The organism is Polaromonas sp. P3_A5, from assembly GCF_056403055.1.
This window is the reverse complement of sequence record NZ_JBFUGF010000002.1, coordinates 232,061-254,932: the sequence shown is the minus strand read 5'-3', so window position 1 is coordinate 254,932 and position 22,872 is coordinate 232,061. Positions and strand designations below refer to the sequence as shown.

17 protein-coding genes are annotated in these 22,872 nt (G+C 62.6%); 15 read left to right on the top strand and 2 right to left on the bottom strand.

Annotated elements, in window-relative coordinates; translation table 11 throughout:
* Positions 1–82: 82 nt before the first annotated feature.
* Positions 83–1,117, bottom strand: coding sequence for an AraC family transcriptional regulator (locus AC1DU8_RS18660; protein ID WP_477727128.1), 1,035 nt, complete (start codon positions 1,115–1,117; stop codon positions 83–85).
* 181 nt (positions 1,118–1,298) lie between these two features.
* Between AC1DU8_RS18660 and AC1DU8_RS18655 the strand changes: the two genes are divergently transcribed.
* From AC1DU8_RS18655 to AC1DU8_RS18595, 13 genes are all read left to right on the top strand, one after another.
* On the top strand, positions 1,299–2,921 hold the full coding sequence (locus AC1DU8_RS18655; protein ID WP_477666804.1) for a carboxyl transferase domain-containing protein: 1,623 nt from the start codon (positions 1,299–1,301) through the stop codon (positions 2,919–2,921).
* Positions 2,922–3,053: 132 nt separating this feature from the next.
* Complete coding sequence (locus tag AC1DU8_RS18650; RefSeq protein ID WP_477666803.1) at positions 3,054–3,902, top strand: alpha/beta hydrolase family protein; 849 nt, start codon at positions 3,054–3,056, stop codon at positions 3,900–3,902.
* Position 3,903: 1 nt separating this feature from the next.
* Positions 3,904–4,695: an enoyl-CoA hydratase/isomerase family protein gene (locus AC1DU8_RS18645; RefSeq protein WP_477666802.1), complete on the top strand. Its 792-nt coding sequence runs from the start codon at positions 3,904–3,906 to the stop codon at positions 4,693–4,695.
* 4 nt (positions 4,696–4,699) lie between these two features.
* Positions 4,700–5,368, top strand: coding sequence for a DUF4126 domain-containing protein (locus AC1DU8_RS18640; protein ID WP_477666801.1), 669 nt, complete (start codon positions 4,700–4,702; stop codon positions 5,366–5,368).
* A complete protein-coding gene (locus tag AC1DU8_RS18635) occupies positions 5,361–7,352 on the top strand; it encodes an acetyl/propionyl/methylcrotonyl-CoA carboxylase subunit alpha (RefSeq protein ID WP_477666800.1) in 1,992 nt (663 codons plus the stop codon). The genes AC1DU8_RS18640 and AC1DU8_RS18635 overlap by 8 nt, the downstream gene beginning before the upstream one ends.
* Before the next feature lie 36 nt (positions 7,353–7,388).
* A complete protein-coding gene (locus tag AC1DU8_RS18630) occupies positions 7,389–8,318 on the top strand; it encodes a 2-hydroxyacid dehydrogenase (RefSeq protein WP_477666799.1) in 930 nt (309 codons plus the stop codon).
* 36 nt (positions 8,319–8,354) lie between these two features.
* Positions 8,355–8,813 carry a DUF3592 domain-containing protein gene (locus AC1DU8_RS18625; RefSeq protein WP_477666798.1) on the top strand — a complete coding sequence of 153 codons (459 nt, stop codon included), beginning with the start codon at positions 8,355–8,357 and terminating at the stop codon, positions 8,811–8,813.
* 26 nt (positions 8,814–8,839) lie between these two features.
* Positions 8,840–9,760: a hydroxymethylglutaryl-CoA lyase gene (locus tag AC1DU8_RS18620; RefSeq protein ID WP_477666797.1), complete on the top strand. Its 921-nt coding sequence runs from the start codon at positions 8,840–8,842 to the stop codon at positions 9,758–9,760.
* A gap of 16 nt (positions 9,761–9,776) precedes the next feature.
* Entirely contained in the window at positions 9,777–10,514 is a 738-nt protein-coding gene (locus AC1DU8_RS18615) for a YbaK/EbsC family protein (protein ID WP_477666796.1), read from the top strand.
* A 47-nt stretch (positions 10,515–10,561) separates the two neighbouring features.
* Complete coding sequence (locus tag AC1DU8_RS18610) at positions 10,562–11,212, top strand: 2-hydroxychromene-2-carboxylate isomerase (protein WP_477666968.1); 651 nt, start codon at positions 10,562–10,564, stop codon at positions 11,210–11,212.
* A gap of 192 nt (positions 11,213–11,404) precedes the next feature.
* Positions 11,405–13,063, top strand: a complete 1,659-nt coding sequence (locus AC1DU8_RS18605; protein WP_457282873.1) for an MFS transporter — start codon at positions 11,405–11,407, stop codon at positions 13,061–13,063.
* 121 nt (positions 13,064–13,184) lie between these two features.
* Entirely contained in the window at positions 13,185–13,343 is a 159-nt protein-coding gene (locus AC1DU8_RS18600; RefSeq protein WP_457282874.1) for a hypothetical protein, read from the top strand.
* A 190-nt stretch (positions 13,344–13,533) separates the two neighbouring features.
* Positions 13,534–13,998, top strand: coding sequence for a hypothetical protein (locus AC1DU8_RS18595; protein ID WP_477666795.1), 465 nt, complete (start codon positions 13,534–13,536; stop codon positions 13,996–13,998).
* 349 nt (positions 13,999–14,347) lie between these two features.
* Here the strand turns inward: AC1DU8_RS18595 and AC1DU8_RS18590 are convergent, their stop codons facing one another.
* Positions 14,348–15,460: an ABC transporter substrate-binding protein gene (locus AC1DU8_RS18590; protein ID WP_457282879.1), complete on the bottom strand. Its 1,113-nt coding sequence runs from the start codon at positions 15,458–15,460 to the stop codon at positions 14,348–14,350.
* 200 nt (positions 15,461–15,660) lie between these two features.
* On the opposite strand from AC1DU8_RS18590, the gene uvrA reads away from it, so the two are divergent.
* Positions 15,661–21,534 carry an excinuclease ABC subunit UvrA gene (gene uvrA / locus AC1DU8_RS18585; RefSeq protein WP_477727127.1) on the top strand — a complete coding sequence of 1,958 codons (5,874 nt, stop codon included), beginning with the start codon at positions 15,661–15,663 and terminating at the stop codon, positions 21,532–21,534.
* A gap of 295 nt (positions 21,535–21,829) precedes the next feature.
* Positions 21,830–22,801 carry a Bug family tripartite tricarboxylate transporter substrate binding protein gene (locus AC1DU8_RS18580; RefSeq protein ID WP_477727126.1) on the top strand — a complete coding sequence of 324 codons (972 nt, stop codon included), beginning with the start codon at positions 21,830–21,832 and terminating at the stop codon, positions 22,799–22,801.
* Positions 22,802–22,872 lie beyond the last annotated feature (71 nt).

The following is a 22,872-nucleotide window of genomic DNA, read 5'->3' as shown; positions in this document are numbered from 1 at the left end:
AGCTACCTGCCAGTGTGAATGGCATATGGTCTCGCAATAGGCCTATTCGCACCAATCGGCAGCGAGTAACAAGCCGTTAGTTTCATTGCTCGGCTTTCCGGAATTCGGTGGGCGAGGCGCCCGCCCACTCCCGAAACGCCCTAATAAAACTCTTCTCATTCCGAAACCCCGAAGCCTCAGCCACCTGCTTGATCGGCTTTGAGGTCCGCAACAATAACTCCTTCGCCTTCTCAAACCGCACCTCGTCCTTGAGTTGCTGCAGCGAAGCGCCTTCTTCCTGAAGCTGCCGGTGCAGTGAGCGCGCCGACATATTCAGCGCCGCCGCCAAAGTCTCCGCATTGTGCGAAGCCACCGCGGGATTCGCCAGCGCCTGCCGCACCTGCTCCACCAGCAGCCTGTCGCGCCGGTACTGCAGCACCGTCAGCGGCAGGGCGCGCTGCAGCATTTGCTGCAAAGCCTTTTCATCACGCCGCAGTGGCAAGGCCAGGTAGCGCGCATCAAACCGGATCTCGGCCTGCGCCGCATTGAATTGCAGTGATGGCCCGGGGAACATCAGCCCATAGGCCTCCACATGCGGTGGCGCGGCAAACGGAAATCTCGCGCCTTGCAGCGGAATGCGCGAATCCACATACCAGCAGGCCAGGCCATGGATATTGCGCAGCACGTGAACCAAAGCAAACTCACCGACCTGGCCGGGGTCTTTTTCTTCGACCGTGATGGCGGCGGTGTCGCCGGAGGTGGTGACGCGCAGGGTGATGTCGTCGGCAATCAGTGCGTGGTGGCGGCACCAGCGTTTCAGGGCCACGCCCAAGTTGGGTGAGCTGATGGATGCGCGGGCCAGCATGCCGTAGCTGCCCCAGGGCAGTTTGCGGCTGAAGGCACCCAGGCCTTCGTCGTTCAGTTCCTGCATGGCGGCGCCTGAAAGCAGCTCCATCTGGCGGGCGGTGATGTGGGCACTGGCTTGCTTGAGATGGGTTGGCGTGATCTGTGCCAGTTTCAGGGCGTCGGCCGGGCTTTGGCCGCGGCGCTTGTAGGCGACCGCAATGCTTCTGGCAAAGGCCATGGGCGTGGCGGCTTTGGGCGGATTGGTGGGCCTTGTGGCGGCTTTCGTGGGCATGGCGGTAATTTTCCGCGCACGTGGCAGGATTTGCAACCTCGTTGGCTGTGTGGATGGGGCGGGTTTTCGCTAAGCTGGCTCTTTAGCGCTAATCTGGCGCTAAGGTAGGGCCCACGCGCCCGAAGGTCTGGCGCAGGCCAGCCCCGTTTCAGCGCCTTTCACCCGTATTTCAGGAATTGCCATGCCCGCTCTGGAGACAAAACTCAACGCCCGTTCTGCCGACTTTCAGGCCAATGCCGCCGCCATGCAGGCGCAGGTAGACGACCTGAACGCGCAAGTCGCCAAGGCCGCCTTGGGCGGCGGTGAGGCCACGCGGGCGCGGCATGTGTCGCGCGGCAAGCTGCTGCCGCGTGACCGCGTGCAGATGCTGCTGGACCCGGGCACGCCTTTCCTCGAGCTCGGCCCCCTGGCCGCCAAAGACATGTACCCCGACCGTGACGGCACCGACAGCGCACCCTGCGCGGGTGTCATCACCGGCATCGGCCGCGTCAATGGGGTCGACTGCATGATCGTGTGCAACGACGCCACGGTCAAAGGCGGCACCTACTACCCGATGACGGTGAAAAAGCATTTGCGCGCGCAGGAAGTGGCGATGCAGAACAACCTCACCTGCATCTACCTGGTCGATTCGGGCGGCGCCAACCTGCCGAATCAAGACGACGTGTTTCCTGATCGCGACCACTTTGGCCGCATCTTTTATAACCAGGCCAACATGAGCGCGCAGGGCATTGCGCAGATTGCCGTGGTCATGGGCAGCTGCACGGCCGGCGGCGCGTACGTGCCGGCCATGAGCGACGAAACCATCATCGTCAAGAACCAGGGCACCATCTTTCTGGGCGGCCCGCCGCTGGTGAAGGCGGCCATTGGCGAAATCGTTTCAGCGGAAGATCTGGGCGGTGGAGATGTGCACACGCGCCTTTCAGGCGTGGCAGACCACCTGGCGCAAAACGACGCGCATGCGCTGGCCCTGGCCCGCCAGGCGGTGGCCAGCCTCAACAAGACCAAGCGCTTCGACCAGGCCCTGCGCACACCGGTGCCGCCGCTGCACAGCCCGCAAGAGCTGCATGGCGTGATTCCGGTGGACCCGAAAAAGCCGTATGACGTGCGCGAGGTGATTGCCCGCATCGTGGACGGCAGCGAGTTCCATGAGTTCAAGGCGCGCTTTGGCCCCACGCTGGTCTGCGGCTTTGCGCACATTGAGGGCATGCCGGTCGGCATCATCGCCAACAACGGCATTCTGTTCAGCGAATCAGCCCAGAAGGGCGCGCACTTTATCGAGCTGTGCTGCCAGCGCAAGGTGCCGCTGGTGTTTCTGCAGAACATCACCGGCTTCATGATCGGCCGCAAATACGAAGCCGAAGGCATTGCCCGCCACGGCGCCAAGATGGTGACGGCCGTGGCCACGGCCCAGGTGCCCAAATTCACCGTGATCATTGGCGGCAGCTACGGCGCCGGCAACTACGGCATGTGCGGCCGGGCGTATTCGCCGCGCTTCTTGTGGATGTGGCCGAACGCGCGCATCTGCGTCATGGGCGGCGAGCAGGCCGCCGGCGTGCTGGCCACCGTGAAGCGCGACGCGATTGAAGCCAAGGGCGGCAGCTGGAGCGCCGAAGAAGAGGCCACCTTCAAGCAGCCGGTGCTGGACCAGTTTGGCCAGCAGTCGCACCCGTATTACTCCACCGCGCGCGGCTGGGACGACGGCGTGATTGACCCGGCGGATACGCGGCGTGTACTGGCGCTGGGGCTGTCGGCCACGCTCAATCAGCCCATCCCGGATACGAAGTTTGGCGTGTTCCGCATGTAAGCCTGCGGAGCGAATAAAGACCATGAACACCTACGTCATTCTGAGCATACGGAAATCGTGTGGGAAAGAAATGGCCAAAAAGGTATTGACGTGAAACAGTATCGACTTTGGCCCTTCCTGTTATGTGCCGCAATGCTTGTCACCACCGGCACCGCGCAGGCTCGCTTGCGTGAAGACCAGTTCGACTTGCCGGTGAAGGTGGTCGACGCGTACGGCAAGACGATCGAGCACACCATCAAGGTGACCGTCTTCTCTGACGGCGTGAATCCCTGGCCGGCCCCGGTGCTGGTGCTCAACCACGGGCGTGCTGTCGAGCCGGAAGACCGGGTGAAAGTCGGGCGGGCACGGTTCAGCAACGCGTCGAAGTTTTTTGTCCAGCGCGGCTTTATCGTCGCCGTACCGACACGTATCGGCTACGGCGTGAGCGGTGGCGAGGACGTGGAATACAGCGGTGCCTGTAATCGCAAGAACTATCCACCGGGCTATGCGGCTGCGGCTGCGCAGACTCTGGCGGTGCTTGAGGCCGTGCGGCAACGTCCGGACGCTGCGAAGAACCGGGCTGTTGTGATGGGGCAATCGTACGGCGGAACTACGGCGGCTACCGTCGCTGCGCTCAACCCGCCGGGTGTGCAGGCCAGCATTAATTTCGCCGGAGGCGGGGGAGGCAACCCCAAAACCCACCCGCAACAACCCTGCCAGCCGCAAATGCTGGAACGCCTGTTTCGCGACTACGGGGCAACGGCGCGCATCCCCATGCTCTGGGTCTATACCGAAAACGACATGTACTCTGGCCCGAAGCTGCCAAGGGAGTGGTTCGACGCCTATGTGGCTGCGGGTGGCAAGGCCGAGATGACGCAATACCCTCCGCATGGCGAAGACGGGCACAGCCTGTTTTCCCGCTTTCCCGAGGTGTGGCAGCCGCGGGTTGCCGAGTTTCTTGATACCGTGGGCTTTAGCAAGCCAGCCGGAAAGGACAAATGAGATGAATCATCTGAACATCCAGATCGAGGCGCTGGTGGCGACCGTCACACTGAACCGCCCCGACGTGCGCAATGCTTTCAACCAGGAGGTCATTGCCGAGATGACCCAGGCTTTTGTCGAGCTGGGCATGCACGACGAGGTGCGCTGCGTTGTGCTGGCGGCCAACGGCCCGGCCTTTTGCGCAGGTGCCGACCTGAACTGGATGCGCAGCATGGCCGACTACACCCATGCGCAAAACCTGGAAGACGCGGGCCGCCTGGCGACCATGCTGCAGGCTGTTTATGAATGCCCCAAGCCGGTGGTTGCCCGCATACAGGGCGACGTGTATGCCGGTGGCATGGGCCTGGTGGCGGCTTGCGACATGGCTGTGTCGGTGGACACGGCAGGGTATTGCCTCAGTGAGGTGAAGCTGGGCCTGATACCCGCCACCATCAGCCCGTATGTGATTCGCGCCATGGGCGCGCGGGCCGCGCACCGTTACTTCCTCACGGCCGAGCGTTTTGATGCGGCGGAGGCCTTGCGCATTGGTTTTGTTCATGAAGTGGTGGCGGCCGACGTACTGGACGCCAAGGTGGCCGAGATGGTGAAGGCCCTTGTCAACGCCGGCCCGGAGGCCGTGAAGCTGTGCAAACAACTGGTGCAGGACGTGGGCGGCCAGCCCATCACGCCGGACCTGGTGCAGATGACGGTGGAAAGCATTGCCGATGTGCGCGTGAGCCCGGAAGGGCGTGAGGGGGTTCAATCCTTCCTGCAAAAACGCAAGCCCTCGTGGCTGCCTTCAAAACCCGAATGACGCCATGAACACGCTGGACACCGCACAACTGATTGCTCTCGCCGGTGCATTGGGCTGGGCCAGTGGTGTGCGCCTGTACCTTGTCGTGCTGCTGACCGGTCTGGCCGGCTTTATGGGCTGGGTAGAGCTTCCGCAGGGCCTGCACCTGCTGTCCAACCCGGTGGTGCTGGGCATCAGTGGCTTCATGGTGTTCATTGAATTTTTTGCCGACAAAATTCCGGGTCTTGATTCGCTGTGGGATGTGGTGCACGGCGTGATCCGCATCCCTGCGGGTGCGGCGCTGGCCGCCGCCGTGTTTGGCGCTGACAACGGCCTCGGCGCGTTGGTAGCGGCGCTGCTGGGCGGCACATTGGCCGCTACCAGCTTTGCCGCCAAGGCCACCACGCGCGCAGCCATCAACACCTCGCCCGAGCCTTTCAGCAATATTGGCGCCTCGCTGGTCGAAGACTCGCTGGTGCCGGCCGGCCTGTGGCTGGCGATTGCCCACCCGCTGGTGTTTGTGGTGGTGCTGGCTTTGGTGCTGGCGCTCAGCATCTGGCTGATCCGCGTTTGCTGGCGGTTCCTGCGTCAGCTGTTTATCCGCGTGGCCCGCATCTTCAGCGGGCGGCCCGACCCCGGCACCACTTCCGCATTTACCTTGAAGTCTCCTTTCTCAAAGAACGACCATGTTTAAAAAAATTCTTATTGCCAACAGAGGCGAGATCGCTTGCCGCGTTGCAGCAACTGCGCGCCGCATGGCCATTCAATCTGTCGCGGTGTATTCCGATGCCGATGCGGGTGCGAAGCATGTTGGCTTTTGCGACGAGGCTGTGCACATCGGCGGTAGCGCACCCAAAGACAGCTATCTGCGCTGGGAACGCATCATTGAAGCGGCCAAAGCCACGGGCGCCGAGGCAATCCACCCGGGGTATGGTTTTCTGAGCGAGAACGAGGAATTTGCCCAGGCCTGTGCCGACGCAGGGCTGGTCTTTATCGGCCCACCGGCGTCGGCCATCAAGGCCATGGGCCTGAAGGCCGAGTCCAAACAGCTGATGGAAAAAGCCGGCGTACCGCTGGTGCCCGGCTACCACGGCAGCGATCAGGACCCGGCGCTGCTCAAACGCGAGGCTGACCGCATTGGCTACCCGGTGCTGATCAAGGCCAGCGCAGGCGGCGGCGGCAAGGGCATGCGCGCTGTCGACAAGACGGAAGACTTCGACGCCGCTTTGGCATCGTGCAAACGCGAGGCCATCAACAGCTTTGGTGATGACGCGGTGCTGGTGGAAAAATATGCCCAGCGCCCGCGCCACATCGAAATCCAGGTGTTCGGCGACACGCATGGCAATTACGTTTACCTGTTTGAGCGCGACTGCTCGGTGCAGCGCCGCCACCAGAAGGTGCTGGAAGAGGCGCCAGCGCCCGGCATGACGGAAGCCATGCGCAAGCAGATGGGTGAGGCCGCTGTGGCCGCTGCGCGTGCTGTGAATTACGTGGGCGCGGGTACGGTGGAATTCATTGTTGAGCAGCGCGCAGATGGCTCCATGAATTTTTTCTTTATGGAAATGAACACACGACTGCAGGTGGAGCACCCGGTGACCGAAGCCATCACCGGCCTTGACCTGGTGGAGTGGCAACTGCGCGTGGCCTCAGGCGAAAAACTGCCGCTGGCGCAAGAGCAACTGCGAATCCACGGCCATGCCATCGAAGCGCGCATCTGCGCCGAAACGCCCGACAACAACTTTCTGCCTGCTACCGGCACACTGCATGTCTACAAGAAGCCGGTGCATACGGCGTTTGAAAGAGGACAGGTCCGGGTGGATGACGGCGTGCGCGAAGGCGACGCGATTTCGCCGTATTACGACTCCATGGTGGCCAAGCTCATCGTGCATGGCGCCACGCGCGAAGAAGCGCTGGCCCGGCTGGACGACGCGCTGGCGCAGACCCGCATCGTCGGCCTGAGCACCAATGTGCAGTTCTTGCGCTATGTGGTGCGCAGCCCGTCGTTTGCCAAAGCCAACCTCGACACCGCGCTGATCCAGCGCGAAGAAGCTGTGCTCTTCAGGCAGGAGCCGGTGGGCCTGGCCATGGCGGGTGCGGCGGCGGTGGCCAAAGCCCTGCTGGATGAGCGGGCCCTGGAAGGCGCAGACCCTTTCAGCCGCCGCGATGGCTGGCGCTCGCATGGTGTGATGGAGCGCCGCTTTGAGTTTGAATTTCACGGCGAACCCGCCAAGGCAACGCTTGCCTATCTGCACGACGGTGCGCTGCGCCTCACGATGGGCGAGGCATCGGGCCCGCTGGTGTTTGCCGAAACCGCCCAGGGCATTGACGTGCAGTTTGCCGGCCAGCGCATGACGGCTGCCGTGTATGCCCAGGGCGAGCTGGACCATGTGTTCACCGCCAAAGGCGCCACGCAAATCCTTTCCATCGACCTGCTGGCCCATGCGGGTGAAGCGCAGGCCGAAGGCGGCCGCCTCACGGCGCCCATGCCGGGCAAGGTGGTGTCGTTTGCCGTCAAGGCCGGTGACAAGGTGAGCAAGGGCCAGCCGCTGGCAGTGATGGAAGCCATGAAGATGGAGCACACCATTGCCGCCCCGGCCGATGGCGTGGTGCAGGAACTGCTGTATGCGCCGGGCGACCAGGTGAGCGAGGGTTCGGAATTGTTGAAAATAGCCGTTTGATTTTTACTTTGCTTTGATTCAAACGGGATTTTCTTCATGCGCATCAGTTTTTGCTGTTCCGATATCAAACCCCAGCCTTGGGTAGACGGCCTGAAGGCCGAGTTTCCCGATGCGCAGGTGGAGTTGTGGTCCGCCGGCGCGGCGCCGGCCGACTACGCGGTGGTCTGGGCGCCGCCCCAGCAGTTCTTTGACGAGCAGCCAAAGCTCAAAGGCATCTTCAACATTGGCGCCGGTGTCGATGCGCTGATGAAGCTGCGGCTGCCAGCCGGCGTACCGGTGGTGCGGCTGGACGATGCCGGCATGTCCGTGCAGATGGCCGAGTTTGTGTGCCATGCGGTGATTCGCCACTTTCGCGAGCTCGATGGTTATGAGGCCGATATTGCCGAAGGCAAGTGGTCGTACCGCAAGCCGCGCCTGCGCACCGACTACCCCATTGGCGTGATGGGCCTGGGCGTGCTGGGCGAGCGCGTCGGCCGCGCGCTGGCGCAGTTTGACTTCCCGGTCAATGGCTGGAGCCGGTCGCCCAAGACGATTGAGGGCGTGCAGTGTTTTTCGGGCGATGCGGGCGGGCAGGGTTTTCAGGATTTCCTGGCGGCCAGCCGCATCCTGGTGTGCCTGCTTCCGCTGACGTCTGAAACGCGGGGCATCATGAACCTGGACACGCTGTCGCGGTTGCGGCCGGGCGGCTATGTCATCAACGTGGCGCGCGGCAGCCACCTGGTCGATGGCGACCTGATCACGCTGATCGACAACGGCCACCTGGCGGGCGCCACGCTGGATGTGTTTCACACCGAGCCGTTACCGGCAGACCACCCTTTCTGGAAACACCCGAAGGTCACGGTAACCCCGCACACCTCGGCCCGCACGTTGCGCGAGGAAAGCATCACCCAGATTGCGGGCAAGGTGCGTGCCGTCGAACGCGGGGAGCGGGTTGCTGGTATTGTTGATCCACTGCGTGGCTATTGAAGTGACCGTTGAAGCGCAGGCCCCGGAGTTTCATTGATGCCATCGTCCACATCTCACCGCCTGCTCAGTGTTTTGGGCTGGTTGTTGCTGGTGCCTAGCGGGCTGACAGCCCTGGCAGCGGCCTGGCTGCTGGCCTCAAGCCTGGGCCTTGGCAGCGACACCCGCACGGTAGCCGGGCGGGTGGTGGGACATGAAGCTTCCCGCCTGAAGCTCAGCACGGGCCAGAAAAGCATTGTCGAATTTTCCGCGCACGATGGCCGTACCCTGCGTGTGGCTGATCCGCTGGTGCGCCAGGGCGGCGCCGTCCATAAAGTGGGTGAGGCCGTGAAGGTGCGTTATCCGGTGGCAGATCCGGTGCAGGCCCAGATCGTGGGGTCGGTGCTGGTGCAGGGCTTTATCGGTGGGGTTCTTTTGGTGTTCAGTGCGCTGGGTGTGCTGGCCGGTTGGCTGCTTTTGTGGTTGCGCCCGCGCGGTGCGGCACCTGCGGCCGCCTGATACTTGAAATCGAATACGGAAAAACCATGTCCTTGCCCTCCAAAGTCAAAATTGTCGATGTCGGCCCGCGCGACGGCTTGCAAAATGAAAAAGCCCAGGTGCCTGCCGCCGTAAAGATCGAGCTGGTGCACCGCCTGCAGGATGCGGGCCTGACCGAGATTGAGGTGACCAGTTATGTGTCGCCCAAGTGGGTGCCGCAGATGGCCGATAACGCCGAGGTGATGGCGGGCATCAAACGCAAGCCCGGTGTGCGCTATTCGGTGCTGACGCCCAACATGAAAGGCTTTGAAGCCGCGATTGCGACGCCGCGCGAACTGTGGCCCGACGAGATCGTGGTGTTCGGCGCGGCCAGCGAGGCTTTCAGCCAGAAGAACATCAACTGCTCGATCACCGAAAGCATTGAGCGCTTTCGCCCCGTGGTCGAGGCCGCGCGTGAAAAAGGAATCTATGTGCGAGGCGCGATGTCCTGCACCGTGGGCTGCCCCTATGAAGGCGACATTGCGCCTGAACGTGTGGACATGCTCGCCGGCCTGATGAAGGGCATAGGCGTGCAGCATGTGGGTGTGGCCGACACGATTGGCGTGGGCACGCCGCTCAAGGTGCAGCGTGCCATGGAGGCGACGCTCAAACATTTCGACATCAACGATGTCTCCGGGCATTTTCACGATACCTACGGCCAGGCACTGGGCAATACGCTGATGGCATTGCAGATGGGCGTATGGCAATACGACACCTCATCGGCCGGCCTGGGCGGCTGCCCGTTTGCCAAGGGCGCGACGGGCAATGTGGCGACCGAAGATGTCGTATACATGCTGCATGGCATGGGCATTGAGACGGGCATTGACCTGGACAAGCTCATTGATGCGGGAAAATTCATCAGCGATTTTCTGGGGCGCAAGCCGAACTCCCGCGCGGCAACCGCGCTTCTTAACAAACGAATGAATTGACATGTGTGGCGCTGAATTGAAATCGTTACCGGAAGGCGTGCAGCGGGTTGCCGCAGTGCTGCTGGACAGCGGCCACCTGCATGCACCCGTCATGCTCGACGATGCCGCGCGCACCGCGCAGCAGGCGGCCGATGCATTGGGTGTGCAGGTGGGCCAGATTGCCAAGAGCATTATTTTTCGCCGCAAGTCCGACGATGCCGCCGTGCTGGTGGTGACGTCCGGCGACCAGCGGGTCGATGAAAAAAAGGTCGAGGCCATGGTGTGTATCGATGGCAAGCGCCTGGCACGGGCCGATGCGGAGTTTGTGAAGGCGCGCACGGGGTTCTCCATAGGCGGTGTGTCGCCGCTGGCGCATGCCACGCCCTCCGTGACGCTGATTGACCGCTCGCTGTTCCGCTTTGAAACCGTGTGGGCGGCCGCGGGCCATCCGCATGCGGTGTTCCAGCTGTCGCCGCAGGAGCTTGAGCTGCTGACGGGCGCACCGGTGGCGGACTTTGCGGTGAATGTGGACGAAGACAAACTGGCGAGGAAGCACGCGATCGAACTGGTGTCCCTGCGCGCGGCCACACTCGACGATGAGCCGGACGTTCCGTCGCCCTGCATTTCCGTGTGCCGCATGAATTCGACTTCGGGCCTGTGCGAAGGCTGCTTTCGCACGCGCGATGAAATTGCGCAGTGGAGTGGGGCCGACGACACCGCAAAGCGCCATATCTGGACATCCATAGGGCAGCGCATGGCTGCGATGCAGCCATGACCGGCGAGAACACAACGATGAAGCCGGCAGCCGGTGATGCACCCGCGATCAAGCACATCACATGCTACTTCGACGTCATTTCGCCCTATGCCTTTTTGGCTTTTGAGCGCCTTCCAGAAGCGCTGAAGGGTGTGAGCTACAGCGTGGCGTACACGCCGGTGCTGTTCGCGGGCATGCTCAAGCACTATGGCCAGCTGGGCCCTGCGGAGATCGCCCCCAAACGCGACTGGACCTACCGGCAGGTGTTGTGGCTGGCGCACAGCCTGGGTATCGCGATGAAGATGCCGGTCAGCCACCCCTTCAACCCATTGCCCTTGCTGCGCCTGGCTGTGGCCTGCGGCCCCGAGGGGCATGGTGGCACGCCCAACCGCTATGCGTGCGAAACCATCTTTCGTCATGTCTGGGGCGAAGGCGGTGAAGCCGGCGATGCGGCCCGTTACGAAGCGCTGCTCAAGCAGCTTGCGCCGGTACGCGATGTGCAGGACGATGGCGTGAAGGCGCAGCTTAAAAGCAATACGGAAGCGGCGATTGCCAAGGGCGTTTTTGGCGTGCCGGCGTTTGAGGTGGACGGCAAAATTTTCTGGGGCCTGGATGCGTTGCCGATGCTGCGCGAGTACCTGCTCGGCAGCCCCTGGTTTGATGGTGATGGCTGGAATGCCGTGTGTAAGGTTGCGACGGGCATCAAACGCGGGGCCTAAGAAGGTTTTAAGCGTTTTCCCTGAGGTGCTTCGCATGCTGAAAAGTTCTTCAAGGGTTTCCCCTTGACTTGTCAGCCAAGCATAAGTTTCGTGAAAGCTCCTGTTAGTTTCACGTCAGAGCTAGGTCAGGCACAACCAAAATAATGAAGGTAGCTTCCATACCGGAAGTCTCATTATTTTGGAGACAACATCATGGCAACAGCCGTCGACAACAGGCCGATGACAGCCGAGCAGAAGAAGGTGATTTTCGCCTCCTCGCTCGGCACCGTATTTGAGTGGTACGACTTCTATCTCTACGGTTCATTGGCAGCCATCATTGCCAAGCAGTTCTTCAGCGGACTGGATGCAGGCTCTGCCTTCATCTTTGCGCTGCTCGCTTTTGCAGCCGGCTTCATCGTGCGCCCCTTCGGCGCGCTGGTGTTCGGCCGCCTGGGCGACATGATCGGCCGCAAGTACACCTTCCTGGTCACCATCGTGATCATGGGCTTGTCGACCTTCATCGTCGGCCTCTTGCCCAACTACGCATCCATCGGTGTCGCCGCTCCGGTGATCCTGATTGCCCTGCGCATGCTGCAAGGCCTGGCGCTCGGCGGTGAATACGGCGGTGCAGCTGTCTATGTGGCCGAGCACTCGCCACAGGGCAAGCGCGGTGCCTATACCTCCTGGATCCAGACCACAGCCACGCTGGGCCTGTTCCTGAGTCTGCTGGTCATCCTGGGTGTGCGTACCGCCATGGGCGAAGTCGCATTCGCCGACTGGGGCTGGCGCATTCCGTTCATCGTCTCCATCCTGCTGCTGGCCGTGTCGGTCTACATCCGGTTGTCGATGAACGAATCTCCTGCCTTCCAGAAAATGAAGGCTGAGGGCAAGACCTCCAAGGCACCCTTGTCCGAGTCTTTCGGCCAGTGGAAAAACCTGAAGATCGTGATCCTGGCGCTGATCGGCCTGACCGCCGGCCAGGCTGTGGTGTGGTACTCCGGCCAGTTCTACGCGCTGTTCTTCCTGACGCAGGCGCTCAAGGTCGACGGCCCCACGGCCAACATCCTGGTGGCTTATTCGCTGATCCTGGGTACGCCTTTCTTCGTGATCTTCGGAACGCTGTCCGACAAGATCGGCCGCAAGCCCATCATCATGGCCGGCTGCCTGCTGGCTGTGGTCACCTACTTCCCCGTGTTCACTGCGCTGACCAAAGCCGCCAACCCTGACCTGGCCGCGGCACAAGCCAAGAACAAGGTGGTTGTGACCGCCGATCCGAAAGAGTGCTCGTTCCAGTTCAACCCGACCGGCACCGTCAAGTTCACCAGCTCTTGCGACATCGCCAAGCAGGTGCTGGCAGGCGCTTCGGTGAGCTATGACAACGTCGCAGCACCCGCCGGCACCGTGGCCACCATCAAGATCGGCGAAACCGCCATCCCCAGCTACAACGCCAAGGGCCTGAGCGCCGACGACGCCAAGAAGAAGGACGCCGAGTTCAAGAAAGCGGTCGCGGACGACCTGAAGGCTGCCGGCTACCCGAGCAAGGCTGATCCAGCCAAGGTCGACAAGGTCATGGTCACGGTCATCCTGTTCTATCTGGTGCTGCTGGTCACCATGGTGTACGGCCCGATCGCCGCCATGCTGGTGGAGCTGTTCCCGACGCGCATCCGCTACACCTCCATGAGCCTGCCGTACCACATCGGTAACGGCTGGTTCGGTGGCTTGCTTCCCACCACGGCTTTTGCCATCGTGGCGCAGACCGGCAATATGTACAACGGCCTCTGGTACCCGATCATCGTCGCCGCCATGACGCTGGTGGTTGGCACCTTGTTCATCAAGGAAACCAAGGACGTGGATATTTACGCCAACGACTGATGGGTATTTGCGCCGGTGCGGGCCAGGAGCCCGCACCGGCCTTTTCAGGCTGAAAAGCCTTGTGTTTTTTACGGGCCCTCGTCATCCATTTGCCGGGGGCTTTTTTTTGGGAGAAAGAAAGATGTGGAAAATTGTTGTGGGTTTTATCGTGATTGCCGGGCTGGCATTATTTCTGTTGAACAAGGGCGGCGATATTGATCTGAGTGGTGAAAAACATGGTGCTTCGCGGCTGGATGTACCTGTTGTTGCGGCTGCTTTTGGGGTTGATGCGGGCGGTTGAGTGAAGGGATCAGGCTGGCAGCGCGTGGCGCATTCGCAGGCAGGACAGTGCCGCGACATGCCCGAAATAGGTGCGGCGCAGGTAAAAATGAGGTAAATTGAATTAACAGAGACAAAACAAGCCATTACAGCGTCTCTGAATATCAAGCACCGCATGGTGGCGCCCTCGCGCATTTACTGGAGACCAGCCGATGATTTACACCAAGACGGAAGCCGGCCAGACCGCCGTACAGAACCGAACCGTCGCATTGACCCCCCGGCAGCGCTCTGCCTTTATCATGTTTGACGGCAAACGCAGCATGGCCGATGTGGTCAAGGCCACCTCAGGATTCGGCGTAACCGCAGAAGACATCAACCACCTGATTTCGCTGGGCCTGCTGGCGCCGCTGGCAGTGCAGCCGCCTGCCGAGCCAGCCCCTGAGGTGTCGGCGCACAACGCCGACGGCAGTCCCACCCTGAATGCACAAGAGCATTATTCAAGGGCCTATCCCATCGCCACACGGTTGACGGCCGCCTTGGGCCTTCGGGGTTTCAGGTTGAACCTGGCGGTGGAAGCCGCAGGCGATATCGACAAGCTCAAGGAACTGGCACCCAAGATCAAGGACGCTGTAGGCCCCGAGAAGTTCAAGGAACTTGAGCAGGCTCTGTACGGCTGAGCAAACCCGTACGGCTTGGCGCCGCAGGTGTGCGAATTCGCAAGCAGGGGCCGCGATCCGGCTATGCCGGGCGCAAGGCGCCCGTCCCCCCACAGGGGGAGGTGACGCTACACGAAGTGAGCGTCGGCAGGGGGGATTCTCTTTCCAAGCAGGGGCCGCGATCCGGCTATGCCGGGCGCAAGGCGCCTGTCCCCCTTGGGGGGAGGTGACGCTACACGAAGTGAGCGTCGGCAGGGGGGATTCTCTTTCCAAGCAGGGGCCGCGATCCGGCTATGCCGGGCGCAAGGCGCCTGTCCCCCTGGGGGGAGGTGACGCTACACGAAGTGAGCGTCGGCAGGGGGGGTGCTATTTATCTCTTGAATTTTCCATCGGTGCCGATGATGGACAGATCGGCAAAGTCCAGCCCGGTATGGTCTTCGGGGCTGTAGCTCACCTCAAGCCCGCCGATATCCAGCTTGCGCATGCCTTCCAGCGCGGCCTGGAGTTTCTCGCGCGTGGGTTTGGCGCCTGCCCGGCGCAAACCCTCCACCAACACCTTTGCGGCGGCAAAACCTTCCAGCATCGCGGGGCTCACGTCGGCTTGCCCCTTGGCCTTGGCCAGCTCTTGTGCCTCCTTCACCATGGGAAAGGCGATGGAGCGCTCATACGGAAACACCTGCGTGACGATCACGCCGCGGGCGTTGTCGCCCAGGCTTTTCACAAAGCCGCCCGAGGCATTGTTCGAAAGCGTCACGATTTGCGCCGTAGAGCCACCCGCGCGGAAGGCCTTGATGCCGTCGACCACAGCCTGCCCTGAGGCCACCATGATGACGGCCTGCGCATTGGACTGGTAAACCTTGGGTGCGATGGGTCCGAAGTCGGGTTTGGAGCGGTCGAATTTTTCCAGTACAGCGGGCTGCAGCTTGGCAGTCGTCAGCCCTTTTTGCGCACCCGTCACGCCGTCAGCGCCGAAGCTGTCGTCGGCATACACGATGCCGATACGCGTGATGCCCATGGAATGCAGGTGGGTGACCGCCTTCTCGGCTTCACGCTGGTAGGTGGCGCGTACGTTGAACACATGTTTTTTGACGGGCTGGTGCAGCACCATGGCGCCGGTGGAGGGGCCAACCAGCGGCACGCCGTTCTTGTCGAGCAGCGGGATGATGGCTTCGGTATGGGGTGTGCCGCGCGTCAGGAACATGGCCAGCACGTTTTGTTCTTCAATCAGCTTGCGTGCGTTTTCGACTGCCAGCTTGGGATCGAACTTGTCGTCGAGTGACACCAGCTCAATCTTTTGCCCGCCCACACCGCCCTTGGCATTGACGGCGTCGATGTAGAGCTTGGCGCCTTCCGTGGTTTCCTTGACGCCGGCGCCCACGGCACCGGTGAACCCCGCGGTTTGCCCGACAAGGAGTTGCGCATGGCTGGCCTGGGCCACGGCCACCATCGCGATGGCGGCGCACCATCTGCTGAGTTTTGTCATGTTGTTCACAGTGTTTCCATCCGGGGTGAAATGATGTATCCATAAGTGAAGCATGAAAGCGCAAAAAATGCGATCAGGAAAACCAGAAGCCGCCCTAATTGGCGTAGCAAAAAGTGTGCAAAAAGGACATTAATCCCTACGCCCTGCACAGCCGGTTGCCCTGTCTAGAATGTTTGACCTCTTCAGGAAAGACTGCACTCATGTCCCAGGGAATCATCCGCATTCGCGGCGCGCGCCAGCACAACCTCAAAAACCTCGATCTGGATATTCGCACCGGTGAAATGACGGTCGTCACCGGCCCCAGCGGCTCGGGCAAATCTTCCCTGGTGTTCGATACCTTGTTTGCCGAAGGCCAGCGCCGTTATGTGGAAACCTTCTCTGCCTATGCGCGGCAGTTCCTGGATCGCATGGACAAGCCGGCCGTCGACAAGGTGGAAGGCGTGCCGCCCGCCATCGCCATCGACCAGACCAACCCGGTGCGCAGCTCGCGCTCCACCGTGGGCACCATGACGGAGCTCAACGACCACCTGAAGCTGCTCTACGCGCGCGCCGCGCAGCTCTTCGACAAGCAGACTGCGCAGAACGTGCGCCACGACACACCCGAATCGATTTACGCCGAACTGATGGCACGCACCAAAGAGGGCGACCCACGCGTCGTGCTGACCTTCCCGGTCGAACTGCCCGGCAACACCAGTGCCGAACAGGTCGAGCAGTGGCTCTCTGTCAGCGGCTTTACACGCGTTCATGCCCAGCGCGACGTCGCCACGCCCGCCGGTCCGCACAAGTTGCTGGATGTGGTGGCAGACCGCTTTCGCACGCACGCAGTGGAAAAAGCCCGGGTCATGGAAGCCATCGAGACCGCGCTTAAACGCGGCGGCAGGCTCAATATCTATGTGCAGCACGCTGAGGACGGTCAGCCCGATGTCATGTGGCGTTTCTCCACCGGCCTGCATTGCCCCGACAGCGACTTGCGCTACACCAACCCCACGCCTTCGCTGTTCTCCTTCAACTCGGCCATGGGCGCGTGCGAAACCTGCCGCGGCTTTGGCCGTGTCATCGGCGTTGACTACGGCCTAGTGATTCCCAACGACAAACTCACCCTGCGCGCCGGCGCGATCAAGACCATCCAGACCCCGGCCTGGAAAGAAGCGCAGGACGACCTGCTGCGCCACGCCGAAGCGGCCGGCGTTCCGCGCGACACGCCCTGGTACAAGCTCACGCCAGAGCAGCAGGGCTGGGTCATCAACGGCACGCCGGGCTACAAGGACGGCAACTGGAACAAGCAGTGGTACGGCATCAAGCGCTTCTTCGAATACCTCGAAAGCAAGGCCTACAAGATGCATATTCGTGTGCTGCTGTCCAAATACCGCAGCTACACGCAATGCGAGACCTGCGGCGGTGCACGCCTCAAGCTCGAGTCTTTGCTCTGGCGCCTCGGTTCCAAAGAAGCCGCAGATGCGGTGCTGCCGCCCAGCCAGCGCTTCATGCCGGTGGGTGTGCAGTGGAGCCGCGAGCAGCTCGAAGCCCTGCCGGGCCTGGCGCTGCACGACCTGATGCGCCTGCCGATCGACAGGCTGCGACAGTTCTTCAGCGGCCTGTCACTCGACGTGATGGGCGACGATGCCGAGTTGCAGGCGCTCAAGTCGCTGTTCGAAGAAATCCAGACGCGCGTCAAATACCTGTGTGATGTCGGCATCGGCTACCTCACGCTCGACCGGCAAAGCCGCACGCTCTCGGGCGGCGAGGTGCAGCGTATCAACCTCACGACCGCACTCGGCACCTCGCTGGTCAACACGCTGTTTGTGCTGGATGAGCCCTCCATCGGCCTGCACCCCCGCGACATGAACCGCATCACCCAGGCCATGCACCGCCTGCGCGATGCCGGCAACACGCTGGTGGTGGTCGAGCATGACCCCGCCGTCATGCTGGCGGCCGACCGCCTGATCGACATGGGCCCGGGCCCGGGCGAGAAGGGCGGCCAGATCGTGTTTGACGGCACGCCCGACGACATCAAACACGCCGACACGCTGACCGGCGCCTACCTCGGCTCGCGCAAGCAGGTGGGTATGGGGTTCAAGCGCGCGGTGACCGACAACACCCCGCGCCTCATCCTCGAAGGCGCGCGCGACCACAACCTGAAGAACCTGACCGTCGACTTTCCTCTGCAGCGTCTGGTGTGCGTTACCGGCGTCAGCGGCTCGGGCAAGTCCACGCTGATGCAGGACATCCTCGCGCCCGCGCTGCTGCGCCAGTTCGGCAAGGCGACCGAAACGCCAGGCCTGCACGACCGCCTCATGGGCGCAGACCACCTGACCGATGTGGTGTTTGTCGACCAGTCGCCCATCGGCAAGACAGCACGCTCCAACCCCGCCAGCTATGTGGGGGCGTGGGACGCCGTGCGTGACCTGTTCGCGCTGGCACCGCTGGCCAAACAACGCAGCTACACCGCCACCAAGTTCAGCTTCAACAACGGCGACGGGCGTTGCCCGACCTGCGGCGGCTCGGGTTTCGAGCACGTCGAGATGCAGTTTTTGAGCGACGTTTACCTGCGCTGCCCGGACTGCGACGGCAAGCGTTACCGCGCCGAGATCCTCGAAGTGACGATTGAACGCAAGGCGATAGGCGACGTGAAGCCGCGCCTGCTCAATGTGTCCGACGTACTGGACCTCACGGTGAGCGAGGCGGTTGCCCTCTTTGCGCAAGACCGCGAAGTGGTGCGCGCGCTGCAGCCCATCGTGGACGTGGGCCTGGAATACGTGAAGCTGGGCCAGCCCGTGCCTACGCTTTCGGGTGGCGAGGCGCAGCGCCTCAAGCTCGCGGGTTTCCTCGCCAATGCCAGCAAAACCACCAGCGCCAGCAAGCAGGCGCTGGCGCTCAGGCAACCGGGCCGTGGCACGCTGTTTTTGTTTGACGAGCCGACCACTGGCCTGCACTTTGACGACATCGCCAAGCTGATGCGCGCGCTGCGCAAGCTGCTCGAAGCCGGCCACTCCCTGATCGTCATTGAGCACAACCTTGACGTGATCCGCTCGGCCGACTGGCTGATCGACCTCGGACCTGAAGGCGGCGAGGCCGGCGGCCTGCTGGTGGCCCAGGGCACGCCCGAAGAAGTGCGCCAACACCCGACATCGCACACCGCACTGGCATTGCGCGAGTACGAGCAGGCCATGGGCAAGGTGCACGGCGTCGAAGAGTCGCGACCCAAGGTTTGGGCCACGCGCCCGGCCTTCTCCAACCTGATCCAGATCGTCAACGCCAAAGAAAACAACCTCAAGAGCCTGTCGGTCGACATTCCGCGCGGCAAGTTCAACGTGGTGACTGGCGTGTCGGGCTCGGGCAAGTCCACGCTGGCCTTTGACATCCTGTTCAACGAAGGGCAGCGGCGCTACCTCGAATCGCTGAACGCCTATGCGCGCAGCATCGTGCAGCCGGCGGGCCGGCCCGAGGTGGATGCGGTCTATGGCATTCCGCCCACCGTGGCGATTGAGCAGCGCCTCTCTCGCGGCGGCCGCAAGTCCACCGTGGGAACGACGACCGAAGTCTGGCATTTCCTGCGCCTGCTCTACGTGAAGCTGGGCATCCAGCACTGCACCAAAGACGGCGCGGCCGTGATGCCGCAAAGCCCCGAAAGCATTGCCGCGCAGTTGATCAAAACCTACCGCGGCCAGCACATAGGCCTGCTGGCCCCGCTGGTGATTGCGCGCAAGGGCGTCTACACCGAGCTGGCCGACTGGGCGCGCCCGCGCGGCTACACGCATTTGCGCATCGACGGCGAATTTTTGCCGACCACCGGCTTTCCGCGCATTGACCGATTCAAGGAACATACGGTCGAATTGCCGATTGCCGACATTCATGTCTCGCCCGACAACGAAGCGGCCTTGCGTGCCGCGCTGGCGACCGCGCTGGAACATGGCAAGGGCGTGGTCCATGTGCTGGCCCCGCTTGATGGCCTGCGCGGTGCGATGATGGCCGGCGCCAGCGCCAAAAACATCGGCAAGCTGATCGCCTTTTCCACCAAGCGCGCCTGCCCGATTTGCGCCACCTCGTATGCCGAACTGGACCCGCGCCTCTTCAGCTACAACAGCAAGCACGGCTGGTGCCCCGACTGCGTGGGCACGGGCGTGAAGCTCACCAAAGAGCAGCGCAAGGTGTTTGATGACTCGGTGATGGACGACGACAACAAGGGCCGTGAGCAAAGTTTTGCCGAGCCCGAGGTGGAAGACGTGGCCGGCACCGCCTGCCCGTCCTGCGAAGGCACGCGCCTCAATGCCAAGGCCCGCGCGGTGAAGTTCGCGGGTGTCGGCATTGCCGACATCGCAGCGCTGTCGGTGACTGACGTGCGGGGGTGGGTCGAAAAACTCGCGCTGCTGGGCCGTGAGGCCGGTATCGCGCGCGACCTGATTCCCGAGATCAAGAGCCGCCTCGAATTCCTCGAGGACGTGGGCCTGGGCTACCTCACGCTGGACCGCGGCGCGCCCACGCTCTCGGGCGGCGAGGCGCAACGCATACGCCTGGCGGCGCAACTCGGCTCCAACCTGCAAGGCGTTTGTTATGTGCTGGACGAGCCGACTATCGGCCTGCACCCGCGCGACAACCAGATTTTGCTGAGCGCGCTGGGCAAGCTCAGCGACCGCGGCAATACCCTGGTGGTCGTCGAGCATGACGAAGACACCATTCGCCGCGCCGACAACATCATCGACATCGGCCCCGGTGCAGGCAAGCGCGGCGGCACGCTGGTGGCGCAGGGCACGGCGGCACAGCTGTCTGCCGTGCCGGAATCGCTGACGGGCCGCTACCTGGCGAACCCCTTGATTCATCCGCTGCAGTTGCGGCGCGAAACCCGCAAGGGTGCGGCGCCTGCGGCCGCGGTGAAAGAAGCAGCCGTTGATGTGAATGCCAAGCCGGTGAGCAAGCAAAAGGCGGCCACGCTCAAGGCCGCGGCGCTCAAGGCCGCTGCAGCCAGCGCCAGCGCGCTGCACAACGCGGCGCCGGCGGCCGCGGGGCCTTTCACCTCCTGGCTCACCGTGGTCAATGCCGATCTGCACAACCTCAAGGACGTGTCAGTCACCGTGCCGCTGTACCGGCTGGTGGCGGTGACGGGTGTGTCGGGCTCCGGCAAATCAACGCTGGCGCGCGATGTGCTGCTGACCAATGTGCACGCGGGTGTCATGCAGCGCTCGACCAAATCCGGGCGCGACGCCGACGACAAGGGCAAGACGCCCGACTGGACCGGCTGCGAACGCATCGAAGGTTATGCGGCGGTAGACCGCGTGCTGGAAGTCGACCAGACGCCGATTGGCAAAACGCCGCGTTCCTGCCCGGCCACCTACATCGGCTTCTGGGACACCATACGCAAGCTCTTTGCCGACACGCTGGAAGCCCGCGCGCGCGGCTACAGCGCCGGGCGCTTTTCGTTCAACACCGGCGAAGGCCGCTGCCCCACCTGCGAAGGCGCGGGCGTGCGGACCATCGGCATGAGCTTTCTGCCCGACGTGAAGGTGCTGTGCGAAACCTGCCACGGCGCGCGCTTTAACCCTGAAACGCAGGCCGTGACCTGGCGCGGCAAAAACATCGGCGACGTGCTGAAGATGGAAGTGGACGAGGCGGTGGATTTCTTCTCTTCCATGCCCAACATCAGCCATCCGCTGCAACTACTCAAAGACGTGGGCCTGGGTTACCTCACGCTGGGCCAGCCGTCGCCGACGCTCTCGGGCGGCGAGGCGCAGCGCATCAAGCTGGTGACCGAGCTGAGCAAGGTGCGCGACGACATCACGCGCCGCGGCCAGAAGGCGCCGCACACGCTCTACGTGCTGGACGAGCCCACGGTGGGCCTGCACATGGCCGATGTGGAAAAGCTGATCCATGTGTTGCACCGCCTGGTCAACGGCGGCCACAGCGTGGTGGTGATCGAACACGACCTGGATGTGATCGCCGAAGCCGACTGGGTGATTGACCTGGGGCCGGACGGCGGCAACGCGGGTGGGCGTGTGGTGGCGTCCGCGCCGCCGGAGGCTGTCGTCAAGCTCGGTACGCACACAGGCAAGGCGTTGCAAAGTGTTCTCGAGCGAAGTTAGCTCACCCCGTCGGACGCTCACTTCGTGTAGCGCCTTCCCCCTTCCAGGGGCGGCGCCTGCGGTCTGGCTAAAGCCAGTCCCGCGGCCCCTGCTTGCAGGGGGGGCTTGTGGTTTGCTATTGAATTGATAGCTGCTTGCGCTCGTCCTGTATGGTTGAAACGTTTAAAACGCTTTAAGATTTGGCTGACACCGACGTGACAGCCTTTCAGGTGTTGCCCTGATGCGGTGACGGCTTGCGGCACGCATGATAGGAGCTTCACGCCCGCCATACCTTCAGGATCAGGAGACACCACCGATGCAACGCCGCCCTTTACTGCAGATCACCGCCGCCCTGGCCATTTCACTCGCCAGCGCGTGGGGTGCGGCCCATGCGCAAAATTTCCCGGTCAAACCGATCAAGCTGATCATTGCCTTCCCGGCGGGCGGGCCCACCGACATCACCATGCGTTCGCTGGCCGACAACGCCTCGAAGATTCTGGGGCAGACGGTGATCGTTGAGAACAAGCCCGGCGCGGGCGGCACCCTGCCGGCCCAGCAACTGCAAAGCGCGCAGGCTGACGGCTACACGCTGGCGCAAATTCCGCTGGGCGTGTTTCGCCTTGGCTACACCACCAAGATCAACTGGGACCCGGTCAAGGACATCAGCTACGTGATCAATGTGACCGGCTACGCCTTCGGCATCGTGGTGCCTGCCGACAGCCCTTTCAAGACCTGGGCCGACTTTGTCGCCTATGCGAAGGCCAACCCCGGCAAGCTGACTTACGGCTCGACGGGCACGCTGACCAGCCCGCACCTGACGACCGAACTCATCGCGCAAAAAGCGGGCATCACATTGCAGCACGTGCCCTACAAAGGCAGCGCCGACCTGATGCTGGCTCTGGTCAGCGGCCAGCTGATGGCAGGCGCCGACAGCACCGGTTTTGCGCCGCAGGTCGAGGCCGGCAAGCTGCGCGTGCTCAATACCTGGGGTGAGAAGCGGCTCGATAAATTCCCGAACGCACCCACCCTGAAAGAGCTGGGCTACGACATCGTGCAGAACTCGCCCTTCGGGATAGGCGCGCCCAAAGGCACGCCGCCCGAAGTGGTCAAGCGCCTGCACGACGCCTTCAAGAAAGCAATGGAAGAACCCAGCTACGTCACGGCGCTGGGCCGCTACGACATGCTGCCCAACTACCTGAGCTCGGCCGACTACACGAAGTTTGCGCAGGACACCGTTGGGCGGGAGAAGGTGCTGATCGATAAGTTAGGCCTCGCCAAGCCCAACTAAAAGTAGGCACACCCCTATCGGGATTCACTTCGTGTAATCCCTTTTCCCCTTGCAGGGGACGAGGCTGGCGG

Coding starts and splice junctions, on each gene's coding strand:
- AC1DU8_RS18660 (WP_477727128.1), bottom strand. CDS start 1,117: ATGCCCACGAAAGCCGCCACAAGGCCCACCAATCCGCCCAAAGCCGCC.
- AC1DU8_RS18655 (WP_477666804.1), top strand. CDS start 1,299: ATGCCCGCTCTGGAGACAAAACTCAACGCCCGTTCTGCCGACTTTCAG.
- AC1DU8_RS18650 (WP_477666803.1), top strand. CDS start 3,054: ATGCTTGTCACCACCGGCACCGCGCAGGCTCGCTTGCGTGAAGACCAG.
- AC1DU8_RS18645 (WP_477666802.1), top strand. CDS start 3,904: ATGAATCATCTGAACATCCAGATCGAGGCGCTGGTGGCGACCGTCACA.
- AC1DU8_RS18640 (WP_477666801.1), top strand. CDS start 4,700: ATGAACACGCTGGACACCGCACAACTGATTGCTCTCGCCGGTGCATTG.
- AC1DU8_RS18635 (WP_477666800.1), top strand. CDS start 5,361: ATGTTTAAAAAAATTCTTATTGCCAACAGAGGCGAGATCGCTTGCCGC.
- AC1DU8_RS18630 (WP_477666799.1), top strand. CDS start 7,389: ATGCGCATCAGTTTTTGCTGTTCCGATATCAAACCCCAGCCTTGGGTA.
- AC1DU8_RS18625 (WP_477666798.1), top strand. CDS start 8,355: ATGCCATCGTCCACATCTCACCGCCTGCTCAGTGTTTTGGGCTGGTTG.
- AC1DU8_RS18620 (WP_477666797.1), top strand. CDS start 8,840: ATGTCCTTGCCCTCCAAAGTCAAAATTGTCGATGTCGGCCCGCGCGAC.
- AC1DU8_RS18605 (WP_457282873.1), top strand. CDS start 11,405: ATGGCAACAGCCGTCGACAACAGGCCGATGACAGCCGAGCAGAAGAAG.
- AC1DU8_RS18600 (WP_457282874.1), top strand. CDS start 13,185: ATGTGGAAAATTGTTGTGGGTTTTATCGTGATTGCCGGGCTGGCATTA.
- AC1DU8_RS18595 (WP_477666795.1), top strand. CDS start 13,534: ATGATTTACACCAAGACGGAAGCCGGCCAGACCGCCGTACAGAACCGA.
- AC1DU8_RS18590 (WP_457282879.1), bottom strand. CDS start 15,460: ATGACAAAACTCAGCAGATGGTGCGCCGCCATCGCGATGGTGGCCGTG.
- uvrA (WP_477727127.1), top strand. CDS start 15,661: ATGTCCCAGGGAATCATCCGCATTCGCGGCGCGCGCCAGCACAACCTC.
- AC1DU8_RS18580 (WP_477727126.1), top strand. CDS start 21,830: ATGCAACGCCGCCCTTTACTGCAGATCACCGCCGCCCTGGCCATTTCA.